The sequence below is a fragment of the Streptomyces sp. NPDC054866 genome (genome assembly GCF_053610745.1).
Genome location: NZ_JBSGZA010000015.1, coordinates 17073 through 29959, shown reverse-complemented (window position 1 = coordinate 29959; position 12887 = coordinate 17073). Strand labels below are relative to the sequence as shown.

9 protein-coding genes are annotated in these 12887 nt (G+C 67.9%); 6 read left to right on the top strand and 3 right to left on the bottom strand.

What is annotated here, in order from left to right; translation table 11 throughout:
• The first annotated feature begins 2 nt into the window (after nucleotides 1-2).
• On the top strand, nucleotides 3-1013 hold the full coding sequence (locus ACWGI2_RS40775; RefSeq protein ID WP_453701072.1) for a ferredoxin reductase: 1011 nt from the start codon (nucleotides 3-5) through the stop codon (nucleotides 1011-1013).
• A 7-nt stretch (nucleotides 1014-1020) separates the two neighbouring features.
• Nucleotides 1021-2139, top strand: coding sequence for a fatty acid desaturase family protein (locus tag ACWGI2_RS40770; RefSeq protein WP_453701038.1), 1119 nt, complete (start codon nucleotides 1021-1023; stop codon nucleotides 2137-2139).
• A gap of 190 nt (nucleotides 2140-2329) precedes the next feature.
• Here ACWGI2_RS40770 and ACWGI2_RS40765 read toward each other — a convergent pair whose 3' ends face one another.
• Complete coding sequence (locus ACWGI2_RS40765) at nucleotides 2330-3811, bottom strand: non-reducing end alpha-L-arabinofuranosidase family hydrolase (RefSeq protein ID WP_453701037.1); 1482 nt, start codon at nucleotides 3809-3811, stop codon at nucleotides 2330-2332.
• Nucleotides 3812-4383: 572 nt separating this feature from the next.
• Here ACWGI2_RS40765 and ACWGI2_RS40760 point away from each other — a divergent pair.
• From ACWGI2_RS40760 to ACWGI2_RS40745, 4 genes are all read left to right on the top strand, one after another.
• On the top strand, nucleotides 4384-6537 hold the full coding sequence (locus ACWGI2_RS40760) for a glycoside hydrolase family 9 protein (protein WP_453701036.1): 2154 nt from the start codon (nucleotides 4384-4386) through the stop codon (nucleotides 6535-6537).
• Between the two features lie 175 nt (nucleotides 6538-6712).
• Nucleotides 6713-8155 carry an endo-1,4-beta-xylanase gene (locus ACWGI2_RS40755; protein ID WP_453701035.1) on the top strand — a complete coding sequence of 481 codons (1443 nt, stop codon included), beginning with the start codon at nucleotides 6713-6715 and terminating at the stop codon, nucleotides 8153-8155.
• 100 nt (nucleotides 8156-8255) lie between these two features.
• A complete protein-coding gene (locus ACWGI2_RS40750) occupies nucleotides 8256-9554 on the top strand; it encodes an RICIN domain-containing protein (RefSeq protein ID WP_453701070.1) in 1299 nt (432 codons plus the stop codon).
• 400 nt (nucleotides 9555-9954) lie between these two features.
• Nucleotides 9955-10764 (top strand): methyltransferase domain-containing protein, encoded by an 810-nt coding sequence (locus ACWGI2_RS40745; protein ID WP_453701034.1) that lies wholly within the window; start codon nucleotides 9955-9957, stop codon nucleotides 10762-10764.
• A 52-nt stretch (nucleotides 10765-10816) separates the two neighbouring features.
• Here ACWGI2_RS40745 and ACWGI2_RS40740 read toward each other — a convergent pair whose 3' ends face one another.
• Both ACWGI2_RS40740 and ACWGI2_RS40735 read right to left on the bottom strand, forming a co-directional pair.
• A complete protein-coding gene (locus ACWGI2_RS40740; protein ID WP_453701033.1) occupies nucleotides 10817-11881 on the bottom strand; it encodes an MASE1 domain-containing protein in 1065 nt (354 codons plus the stop codon).
• Between the two features lie 93 nt (nucleotides 11882-11974).
• On the bottom strand, nucleotides 11975-12799 hold the full coding sequence (locus ACWGI2_RS40735) for a PP2C family protein-serine/threonine phosphatase (protein ID WP_453701032.1): 825 nt from the start codon (nucleotides 12797-12799) through the stop codon (nucleotides 11975-11977).
• Between the last annotated feature and the right edge of the window lie 88 nt (nucleotides 12800-12887).

Sequence of the window (12887 nt, the reverse complement as noted above, 5' to 3'; positions counted from 1 at the left end):
AGATGGTCACGACGCCGCTGCTGCCGTCGGACTACCTCGACCTGATCAGCCCGCTGCGTGCGGGCGCCGACCTGCGTGGACGCATCGAGGCCGTGCGCCCCGAGACGGGTGACGCCGCGACCATCGTGATCAGGCCGGGACGCGGCTGGCGCGGCCACACAGCCGGTCAGTACGTGCGGATCGGGGTCGACGTCGACGGGGTGCGCCTGTGGCGTGCCTACTCCCTCACCTCGCCGACAAACCGCCGGGACGGCCGCGTCACGATCACCGTGAAGGCGATCCCGGACGGCAAGGTCAGCAACCACCTGGTCCGCAGGGCGAAACCGGGCACGCTGATCCAGCTCGACCAGCCGACCGGCGACTTCGTACTGCCGCAGGCCCCGCCCGCCAAGGTGCTCTACCTGACGGCCGGCAGCGGCATCACACCCGTGATGGGCATGCTGCGCGACACCGAGCTCGACGACGTCGTCATGGTCCACTGCGCGCCACAGCCGCAAGACGTGATCTTCCGCAACGAACTGCACGGCCTGGTCGCGGACAAGAAGCTGCGGCTCACCGAGGTGCACACCGACACGGACGGAATGCTCGACATCACCCGTCTCGACGAGCTCGTGCCCGACTGGGCCGAGCGCGAGACCTGGGCCTGCGGGCCCGCGGGCCTGCTCGACGCCGCCGAAGAGCACTGGAGTGAGCACGGCGTCCAAGAGCGACTGCACACCGAACGCTTCCGCCCCAGCATCGTCGTCGCCGGCGACGGCGGCGAGGTCACGTTCAGCGCCACCGGCAAGGCCGTCGACGCGGACGGCGCCACGCCGTTGCTGGACATCGGCGAGGAGGCCGGCGTGCTCATGCCCTCCGGGTGCCGCATGGGCATCTGCTTCGGCTGCGTCACGCCGCTCAAGGCGGGCGCCGTCCGCGACCTGCGCACCGGAGAGATCACCGAGGCCGAGCCCGGCGTCCTCATCCAGACCTGCGTGTCCGCCGCGGCGGGCCCCTGCGACATCGAACGGTAGGAGCACCTTGACCGCCATCGACCCCACCGCCCACCTGACCGCGGAGCAGATCGAGGAGCTCGGCCGCGAGCTGGACGCGATCCGCGACGAGGTGATCGCCGACCGCGGCGAGAAAGACGCCGCCTACATCCGTAAGGTCATCTCGGCGCAGCGCAAGCTCGAGCTGGCCAGCCGGGGCGTGCTGCTGTTCTCAATCTTCCCGCCCGCGTGGCTGATCGGCACCGCCGGCCTCTCCGTGGCGAAGATCATGGACAACATGGAGATCGGCCACAACATCCTGCACGGCCAGTGGGACTGGATGCGGGACCCGAAGATCCACTCCACCACCTGGGACTGGGACCACGTCTCGCCGGCCGACCAGTGGAAGCACTCGCACAACGAGCTGCACCACACGTACACCAACGTGATCGGCAAGGACAACGACCTCGGCTACGGCATCATGCGCGTCGACGAGGACCAGAAGTGGCACCCGTTCCACCTCGGCCAGCCGCTGTGGAACTTCATCAACGCCTGCTTCTTCGAGTACGGCATCGCGGCGTACGACCTGGAGCTCGGCAAGAACCTGAGCAAGCACCGCCGCAAGAAGCCGGAGTTCCGCGCGCGGGCCAGGGCCGTGGGCCGAAAGATCCGCAAGCAGGTGCTCAAGGACTACGTGATCCACCCGCTGCTTTCGGGCCCGTCGTTCCTCCCCACGCTCGGCGCCACGTTCACCGCGAACCTGGTCCGCAACATCTGGACCCACTCGGTGATCATGTGCGGGCACTTCCCCGAGGGCGTACAGGTCTTCGAACGCCGGTCGATCAAGGGCGAGACGCGCGGCCAGTGGTACCTGCGCCAGATGATGGGCTCGGCGAACATCAGCGGCAGCAAGGCCATGCACTTCATGACCGGCAACCTGTCGCACCAGATCGAGCACCACCTGTTCCCGGACCTGCCGAGCAACCGGTACGCCGAGGTCGCGGTGAAGGTGCGCGCGCTGTTCGAGAAGTACGAGCTGGAGTACGTCACCGGCCCGCTGCCCAAGCAGGTGTTCTCCGCGTGGCACAAGGTCTTCCGGCTCTCGCTGCCGAACAAGAAGCCCAAGGTCCAAACGCCGGACCGCGAGCGGGAGCTCGTCGCCGCCTGATTCCCGGTACCGGTTCAGAGCACACAGCCCCGGTCGCGCGCAACGTGCCCCCTCCCCCGGAGCCAGGGGCTTCACCCTCCATCCCGAAACGCCGGATCGTCGAGCCGACCCCCGCGTGACCCTGTCGGGCTCGGCCTTCCGCCGAGCCCGACAGGCCTGCTCCATACCGGAGCCGGACCGCGTCACGCCGTCAGCGCTGCAATGTCAGCAAACCCGGACGGTAGGGCCAGTGGCCGTACTCGCCACCGGAGTTGGGGCTGCGTCCCTGGTAGAGGAACTGCAGGTTGCAGGGATCGACGGTGAAGGTCTGATCGGCGGTGGTGCGGATCAGTTCGCCGTGGCTGATGTCGTTGGTCCAGGTGGCGCCGCTGTTGGCCTTGCCGGCGAAGGGGTTGGTCTCGGTCGCGGCCTGGGGTGTCCATGAGCCGTTCAGGCTGGTGGCCGTGAACGAGCGGAAGTATCGGCCCTGCGAGCCGATCGCCTCGACGATCATGAGGTAGCGGTCCTGGCCCTGGAGCTTGTAGACCTGCGGGGCTTCGAACAGGTTGTTCTTCGTGTCGCTCATGACCGTTGTGTAGGTCGAGCCGAAACTACCCGGGAAGTTCCCGATCGGCATGCTGGCCCGGTAGATCTTGCCGTTGTCACCGGCGAAGAACAGGTACATGTTCTGGCCGTCAGCGATGAGTGTCTGGTCGATGGGGCCGGTGTCGGAGCCGGTGATGCTTCCGGAGAAGAGCACCTGCTGTGCGGACCAGCCGTTGGGGTTGGAGGGGTCGCTCGACGTCCGGTAGGAGAAGGCGCTGCCACCTCCCCACTGGTAGGCGAGCACCCAGATGTTCTTCGGTGCGAAATAGAAGAGCGTGGGCGCCACGACGGAGTTCGACATCGTGTTCTGACTGGCCGAGGCCATCTCCGGCCAGTTGCCGAACAGGCCGAAGTTCATCGAACCCCAGCCCGCTCCCGTTCCCACGGCGCCGTGCGTCGTCGCGTAGACGAGATGCTTGCCGTTGTAGGGGGCGACGGTGAAGTCCTTGAGCGAGGCCCACCCGGCCTTGGGCTGCGCCAGCGCGCCTGTGGACGTCCAGCGGTAGCTCGACGGGAGATTGCACGAACCGGGAGGGTTGCCGCTGCCGACCTTGACGAGCTGCCACTGCTGGTTGGTGCCGCCCCAGTCGTCGTACTGGACGATGTTCGCGTTGTCGGCGGTGGAGCCGCCCTGTACTTCGAGGGCCTTGTCGCTGTGGCGCGCGATGAGCCTCACGTAGCCGTCCGAGCTGTCGGCCAGCCGCCACTGCTGGTTGGTGGCGTTCTGGTCGGTCCACTGGACGATCGAGCCGCCATTGGCGGTGGACCGGTTGTGGACGTCCAGAACCTTGCCGGAGTGGCGGGACTTGATGCGGTAGTTGCCGCCGCCGGAGTCGACGAACTGCCACTGCTGCTGGTTCTGATCGTTCCTGGTCCACTGGGTGATGCGGGCGCCGTCGTTGGTCGCCAGGTTGTGGACGTCCAGGGCCTTGCCGCTGTTGCGGTTGACCAGCACGTACCAGGCGTTGGTGTCGACGGTCGCCGCGGCGGCGGGCGGGGCACCGAGGAAGGTGGCCACGAGCAGCAGCGGCGCAAGGACGACGAGTAAGCGTCTCAGGCGGACCGGGGACGGATGGCGGAACCACATCAGAAGAACTCCTTGGGGGCGGGGGTGGGGTGACCCCGATGAACCGCGGGGGCGGCCACGCCGGGGGATCAGGGACGGGACAGGCGTGAAGACGGCCGCACTTCAATCCCGAAAAATTTTCGGAAAATTCTCGAATTCATTGACGCCATAAGCTAGGAACGTGAGGCCTCCCGGTCAAGACCTGGCGCCAATCTGTCCGCAAACAGCGCCTACTTGGGGCTTGACCGGCATGTCGGGCCGACCGGAAACTCTTCGAAAGTTTGCGACACGGTTCGCCAGCCCAGGCGTACGGGCAGAGGAAGGAGGTTGAGCAGGCAGCGTCCGGCCCTGGCCGTCACATCTTCAACTCCCGCATGAATCCACCCCTGTTGACGACTGCTCAGCACATCGTTACTGTCCGCCTCGAATCTTCGGCACACCGACCGCCGTTCGATATCTCGAATGGGAGCGCTCCCCCGAGGGCCACGGCGAGATGGTCCGCGCCGGGCGACTACCTCCGCCTGCCGTGGCGGACGGGCCTGTTCACCCAGACCAACTCCACCTGCTGACCACCATCGACACCGGAGCCGCTCATGCCCCCCGCCCCGTCGTTACGCCACCCCAGACGCCTCGCCGCCACCCTGCTGACGAGTTCCCTCCTCGTCGGCGGCCTCCTGACCGCGCCCGCCGCGGCAGCCGCCCCCTCCGCGGCGGCGACCTCAGCCGTGCGCGTCAACCAGGTCGGCTACCTGCCGGACGGACCCAAGCGCGCCACCGTGGTCACCACGGCGACGCAGTCGCTCACCTGGCAGTTGCGCGACGCGTCCGGGACGGTGGTCGCCTCCGGTGCGACCGTCCCGCGCGGCGCGGACACCCCCTCCGGGCAGTCCGTCCAGGTGGCCGACTTCTCCTCGTACCGAGGGACCGGATCGGATTACGTCCTGGCGGTGGACGGCAGCGGCAGCGTGCCCTTCGACATCCGCGCGAACCTGTACGACGGTCTGCGCTCCGACGCGATGGCGTTCTTCTACCACCAGCGCAGCGGCATTCCCATCGACGCCTCCCTGGCGGGCTCCGCCTACGCGCGCCCGGCCGGACACCTCGGTGTCGCGCCCAACAAGGGCGACACCTCCGTTCCGTGCCAGGCAGGCGTGTGCGACTACACCCAGGACGTCAGGGGCGGCTGGTACGACGCGGGTGACCACGGCAAGTACGTGGTGAACGGCGGCATTTCCACCTGGCTGATGGTCAACTCCTTCGAGCGGGCCAAGCGGGCGGGCAAGGACGCGGCGCTCGGCGACTCGACGCTGCAGGTCCCCGAGCGGGACAACGGCGTGCCCGACGTCCTGGACGAGGCGCGCTGGGAGCTCGACTTCCTGATGCGGATGCAGGTGCCCGAGAACAAGCCGTACGCGGGCATGGCGTTCCACAAGATCCATGACGCGGAATGGACCGGCATGCCGATGCGCCCCGAACAGGACGGCAAGCCCCGCGAGCTGCACCGTCCGTCCACGGCGGCGACCCTCAACCTCGCAGCGGCCGCGTCGCAGTGCGCCCGCGTCTTCCGGCCCTACGACGCCGCGTTGGCCGACCGCTGCCTGTCAGCCGCACGCCGGGCCTGGACGGCGGCGCGGGCCAACCCGGCCATGTACGCGCCGGATTCGGACAGCACGGGTGGCGGCGCCTACGGCGACACCAAGGTCACCGACGAGTTCTACTGGGCAGCGGCCGAGCTGTACGCCACGACCGGCGACAGCGGCTACCGGGACGCGGTCACCGACTCGTCCTGGCACGCTTCCCCAACTGCCTTCTCCGACTACGGGTTCGGATGGGCGGATACGGCCGCGCTCGGCCGGCTCACCCTGGCCACCGTCCCGGTCGGCCTCCCCGCAGCCGACCGGGACCGGGTCCGGGCCTCGGTAACGACGGCCGCCGACGGCTACCTGTCCCGGATGGCCGACCAAGGCTACGCGGTGCCCGTCCCGGCGAACGGCTACTTCTGGGGCTCCAACGGCGCGGTCGCAGGCGACGCGATCGTCCTGGCCGTCGCCGAGGAGCTGACCGGCAACGAGCGCTACCGCACCGGCGCGCTGGAGACGATGGACTACCTGCTGGGCCGCAATGCCCTCGGCCAGTCCTACGTATCCGGATACGGCGAGAAGTCCTCGCGCAACCAGCATCACCGCTTCTGGGCACGCCAGTTGGACGCCTCACTGCCCAATCCTCCGGCGGGATCCCTGGCGGGCGGGCCCAACAGCGCGCTCCAGGACCCGGTGGCACAGGAGGAGTTGGCCGGCTGTGCGCCCGCCGCCTGCTACATCGACGACATCGGCTCGTACTCCACCAACGAGGTGGCGGTCAACTGGAACGCCCCGCTGGCCTGGCTCGCCGCCTACGCCGCCGAGCGGAACTCCACCGGTGAACCACCCACCGGTGCCTGCGCGGTGACGTACAAGGGCGACAGCGTCTGGAGCACGGGCTTCACCGCGACCGTCACCGTCAAGAACACGGGCCCGAAATCCGTGGACGGCTGGAAGCTGAGCTGGACCTACCCGGCAGGCCAGCGCGTCACGAACGCCTGGAACGCGACCGTCACCCAGGACGGCACCGCCGCCGTCGCCCGCAACGCCGACTGGAACCGGACCATCGAACCCGGTGCGACGGCGAGCTTCGGTGTCCAGGGGACGTACAGCGGGAGCAATCCCTCCCCCACGGCCTTCACGCTCAACGGGATCGCCTGCACTTGATCCGGGCTGTCCGTACCGGCACATCGTCCCCGTTCCAAGACCACGGCGTCCGGTCATCCCATGCTGCCCGGGTTCCGGGCCCGGCCCGTCCGTCCGTCCGTCTGCCGAGTGGGAGCGGACGACGCATTCCGCCGCTCTTCAGTCCTTCCGTGATTTCTACCCTGGAGGCACAGTCATGGCTTCACATGCCACTTCCCCACCCGCCGTCCGCCGGAAGTTCGGCGGTCTGCTGATAGCGCTGATCGTCGGCGTCCTCGGTGCGGTCGCCGCACCGGTCGCAACGCCGACCGCATACGCCGCCGAGAGCGCCGCCGAGAGTACGCTCGGCGCCGCGGCGGCACAGAGCGGCCGCTACTTCGGCACCGCCATCGCCTCGGGCAGGCTGGGCGACTCGGCGTACACGACGATCGCGGGCCGCGAGTTCAACTCGGTGACGGCCGAGAACGAGATGAAGATCGACGCCACCGAACCCCAGCGGGGCCAGTTCAACTTCACCGCTGGTGACCGCGTCTACAACTGGGCGGTGCAGAACGGCAAGCAGGTGCGCGGCCACACCCTGGCCTGGCACTCCCAGCAGCCCGGCTGGATGCAGAGCCTCAGCGGCAGCAACCTGCGCCAGGCGATGGTCGGCCACATCAACGGCGTGATGTCCCACTACAAGGGCAAGATCGCCCAGTGGGACGTCGTGAACGAGGCCTTCGTCGACGGCAGTTCGGGTGCCCGGCGCGACTCCAACCTGCAGCGCACCGGCAACGACTGGATCGAGGTCGCCTTCCGCACCGCGCGCGCCGCCGACCCGGCCGCCAAGCTCTGCTACAACGATTACAACGTCGAGAACTGGACCTGGGCCAAGACCCAGGCCATGTACGCCATGGTCAAGGACTTCAAGCAGCGCGGCGTGCCGATCGACTGCGTCGGCTTCCAGTCGCACTTCAACAGCGACAGCCCCTACAACAGCAACTTCCGCACCACCCTGCAGAACTTCGCCGCGCTCGGCGTCGACGTGGCCATCACCGAACTCGACATCCAGGGCGCCTCGGGCACGACCTACGCCAACGTGACCAACGACTGCCTGGCCGTCGCTCGCTGCCTCGGCATCACCGTCTGGGGTGTGCGCGACAGCGACTCCTGGCGGCCGGAGCACTCGCCGCTGCTGTTCAACAGCGACGGGAGCAAGAAGCCCGCCTACACCGCCGTCCTCAACGCACTCAACGGCGGCTCCACTACGCCCCCCGGGGATTCCGGACAGATCAAGGGCGTCGCTTCGGGCCGCTGCCTTGACGTGCCCGGCGCCGGCACCACTGACGGCACCCAGCTCCAGCTGTGGGACTGCCACAACAGCACCAACCAGCAGTGGACCTACACCGCCGCGGGCGAGCTCAAGGTCTACGGCAACAAGTGCCTGGACGCGGCAGGCACCGGCAACGGCACCAAAGTCCAGATCTACAGCTGCTGGGGTGGCGACAACCAGAAATGGCGCCTCAACTCCGACGGATCCATCGTCGGCGTCCAGTCCGGCCTCTGCCTCGACGCCGCCGCGAGCGGCACCACCAACGGCACCCTGATCCAGCTCTACTCCTGCTCGAACGGCAGCAACCAACGCTGGACCCGCACCTGATGGGGCCTGCCACAAAGGAAAGCGGGAATCGATGAAGACCTACGGTGCGGCTTCCCCCGCCCCTCCACGAAGACATCGCTGGTGGTCCCGCGTCGCCGCCATGGTGGCCGCGACCCTTGCGATCGGCCTGCTCAGCGCGGTGAATCCGACGCCCGCCGCGGCGGCGACGGTGGACACCAACGCCTGGTACGTCCTGGTCAATCGCAACAGCGGCAAGGCGCTGGACGTCCATGACGCGTCCACCGCCGACGGCTCGCGGGTCACCCAGCGGACGCGCGGCGACGGAACCAGCCAGCAGTGGCAGTTCGTGGACTCCGGCGGCGGCTTCTACCGGCTCAAGGCCCGGCATTCGAACAAGGTCCTCGACGTGGCCGGCGCCTCGACCGCCGACGGTGCCGCGATCCAACAGTGGGCCGACCACAACGGGACCAACCAGCAGTTCCACCTGGCCGACTCCGACGCGGGCCACGTCCGGCTGATCAACCGCAACAGCGGCAAGGGGGTGGAGGTGCAGGGCGGCTCCACCGCCGACGGCGCCAACGTCGTCCAGTACCGCGACTGGGAGGGCGCCAACCAGCAGTGGCAGCTGGTCAAGCTGTCGTCCGGTGGCGGCGGATGTGGCAGCGCCCCGACTCTGGCGAGCGGTACGCACACGATTCAGAGCGGCGGCAAGAGCCGCAGCTTCACCCTCAGGGTTCCCGCCAATTACGACAACAGCCACCGCTACCGGCTGATCTTCGCGTTCCACTGGCGGGGCGGAACCGCCGGCGACGTCGCCTCGGGCGGCACGAGCGGGAGCGCCTGGTCCTACTACGGCCAACAGGAGCAGTCGAACAACAGCGCAATCCTCGTCGCCCCCCAGGGCCTCGGCAACGGCTGGGCCAATTCGGGCGGTGAGGACGTCACCTTCGTCGACGACATGATCCGGCGTATCGAGGGCGGCCTCTGCGTCAACACGGCACAGCGTTTCGCCACAGGCTTCAGCTGGGGCGGCGGTATGAGCTACGCACTCGCCTGCACCCGGGCGAACGTCTTCAGGGCCGTCGCGGTCATCGCCGGCGGCCAGATCAGCGGGTGCAGCGGCGGCACCCAGCCCATCGCCTACTTCGGAATCCACGGCATCAGCGACAACGTCCTCACCATCGCGCAAGGACGGTCCCTGCGCGACAAGTTCGCCGCCAACAACGGCTGCACCGCCCAGAACCCGCGCGAGCCCGCCCCGGGCAGCCGGACGCACATCACCACCACCTACTCGGGCTGCCGTGCCGGGTACCCGGTCCAATGGGCCGCGTTCGACGGAGGCCACATACCCGGTCCGGTCGACGGCTCGCCCAACGAAAGCGGCGTCACCACCTGGACCAAGGCAGAGATCTGGAGGTTCTTCGCACAGTTCCAGTGACACGCCCGCACCATGGGGTGGAGCCCAGGATGATCCTGGGCTCCACCCCATCGACGTCTGTTTCAGGGCGCGGGGCGGAGCGGCAAGAAGTTAATGATTTACATGCCTTACGCCGTGCCCATCGGATCATCAGATCGTTGTTCTTATAGATAGCTGAGCGATCCCCAACGGGCGGGAATAAGCGTCGGCGGGTGCACCGAAGCGAACCTCTGGACGTACTGCGGCTTGCCCTGGCTGGCCTGCCCGAGCGGTACGACTTTGGGGACGGCAGGTCCATGCAGTTACAGAAGGGGCCATCGACGGCAGGTGAGAACGAGTCCGAGTACCCGGATCCCCACAGAGTGACACGCTTCCCCGCTGTATACGCCCCTTTTCCGTCTCTGACCTCGAAGAGCATGTGATGAACTCCTGGACCACGTCCACCCACGACGGTCAACCACTTGCCGACTGGTACGCCCGCCGCAGCAGCACCCTCCGCGGCGCCGTACGCCACCAGCTTGTGGACCGAGCGCTGACGGAACACCTTCCAACTGCACCGCCGCAGCGTGTGCTCGACGTCGGTGGCGGCACCGGCGTGCAGGCCCGGATGCTGGCCCGTCGTGGCCACCACGTCACCGTTCTCGACCCCGACGAGAACATGCTGGCCAAAGCCCGCAGCGCCTGGCTGCCACACGCCGACAACTCCCCGGGCAGTGTCAGCTTCTGCCACGGCACCGGCGAACAGGCCCCGCAGCTGGTAGGCGCCGACTGGGACGTGGTGCTGTGCCACGGCGTCCTGATGTATCTGCAGGACCCGGCCCCCCTGCTGCACGCGCTCACGCAATGCCTGCGGCCAGAGGGTCTCATCTCACTCCTCGCCTATCAGGCCGATGTCCTGGCCATGCAACGCGGACTCGCACGCGACTGGGACGGCGCACTCAAGGCGCTGCACAGCCCGGTGGAATACAGCAGCATCGGCACGATCAGCTTCGGCGTGGACCGCACCAAGATCCTGCGGATCCTCGCCGAACACCACATCGACCTCGTCCAGTGGTATGGAGTCCGGGTATTCACCGAACACCTCGACGACGAACCCGTCGGCAACGACTTCGACCAGGTGCTGGAGGCCGAATGGGAAGCCGGCCGCGTCGACCCCTACCGGCGCGTCGCCCGCCACTTCCACCTCATCGCCCGCTCCCACGTGGCCCATCACTCCAGTCGCACCTCGTGATGTGGTGATGGGAAACCGGCCAGGGCATGTGGCCTTCAGAGAGCGGAGCGTGTCAAACGTCCCGAGAGCTGTCCGTCGTCGGCGCCGTGTCGTCGGTACGGAGGCCGACGGCGTGCCTGGCGGACAGTTCAGGCGGGGTCTTCTCCGCGGCGAGGTGCTCCAGTACCTCCGCGAGTTCCCGGCAGGCACTCTGCACCGATCGTCGGGTGGCACGCTGTTCGGCGACCATGGCAGACAACAAGAGCGCCGTCAGCGCGGTGGCACCGTTGAACGCCTGAAGTTTGGTCATGACCTCGATAGGCGACAGGTGGAGGAAGGCCCCCTGCTGCTTGTTCGCCTCGAAGGTCGTCAGCACCGAAGCGAACAACGCGCACAACATGCTCCCTGCCAGCTGGAAGCGCAACGCCACCCAGATGAGCAGCGGGAAGACGAGGAAAAGCAGGCTCAATTCGCCGACCACTGCCACCGGCACGACGATCAAGGCCGCAAGGCCCAGGCACAACATCTCTTTCCAGCGCCTCAGTCGCAGTGGTCCAGCGGCGCCCACCAGCACGAGCAGGAGCGGAGTGACCAGCAGGACACCCATCGCATCGCCCACCCACCAGGCCAGCCACACGGACCAGAACTGCCCCGTCCCCAGTCCACCGGTCAACACCTGCAGCCCGACCCCCGCCGTGGCACTGATCAGCATGGCTCCGAGCCCACCGATGAAGACCAGGGCCAGGCCATCCCGCAGACGTGAGATTCCGACCCGGAAACCAGCCCGTCGCAGCAGCAGATAGGCGCAGAGCGGGGCGATGGTGTTGCCCGCCACGGTGACCAGTGTGGTGAGTTGCGGGGTGGTGAGGGACGCGATGATGAGGAGGGAACCAACAGCGATCCCGGGCCAGACCGCCACGCCGTAGACGAACAGTGCGGCGAGGGCGACGCCGGTGGGCGGCCAAATGGGTGTGACGATCACGCCTTCGACGGTGAGTCGACCGTGCAGGCCCAGACGCCCGGATACGTAGTAGCAGGCAGCCACGGCCAGTGCCTTGAGGACTGCCTCCGAGGACTGCCGGAACCGCCGAGTCACCAACACAGAGCCATCAGACACCGACCGGACCGCTTCGGCCATGCGAGGGCCCTGCCCATGTCCGAGCACGTCCGCAATCTTCGGGGCCTCTTGCCCCACCTCGCCTCAGTCCACGGGCGTACCGGGCGGGTACCACTACAGGGCGCCACCGTCGTGGCCGACGACGAGGACGGCGGCATCGTCCTCGTGCCCCACCGTGTCCGCCAGCCGCATCACACCGCCTACGAGAGCGTTGATGCCCAGCCCGGCAGCGGTGGTGATCTCGGCGAGGCGCATCACCTGCCGCAGGCCGTCGTCGAGGCTCAGTGACGGCCCTTCCACCACTCCGTCGGTCAGCAGCACGACGACACCATCCATGGTGAGCCGGCGGCACACCACGGGGTACTCGGCGCCTTCGAGCACGCCAAGCGGGGGGCCGCACTCGCCTTCGTCGACACCGGACCGGCCGTCGGCCGTGGCCCAGATGTGGGGAATGTGGCCGGCCCGAGCGCACTCCACAGCGCCGGTGGCCGGATCAAGCCGGAGAAAAGTACACGTCGCGAAGAGGTCCGCGCCCAGGGCGACCAGGAGGTCGTTGGTACGCATGAGCAGTTCCCCTGGGTCGCCCGTGACGGAGGCCAGCGCACGCAGGGCCACACGGACCTGCCCCATGAACGCGGCAGCCTTGATGTTGTGCCCCTGCACGTCACCGATGGACAGGCCTATACGGCCGTCGGGCATCGTGAAGGCGTCATACCAGTCTCCCCCGACGTTGAGCCCGTGATTGGCGGGCATGTAGCCCACGGCCAGCCGGACACCAGGAGGCTGCGGAAGATCATGAGGCAGCATGCCGCGTTGCAGCGCCACCGCCAGCTCGACCCGGGAGCGCTGCATCTCCGCGAGCTCCCGAGCACGGGCCGTCATCGCCCCGAGCCTGGCAAGCAGCTCGTCACCGTCGTCGGCCGCCTGCGTACGGAACATTGATCGCCCCGGTTCCGCGAGAACACCCCGCGTCAGTTCAGCTGGTCTCCACCACATGCACCATGCACCACTGGCACAACCTCGCGAT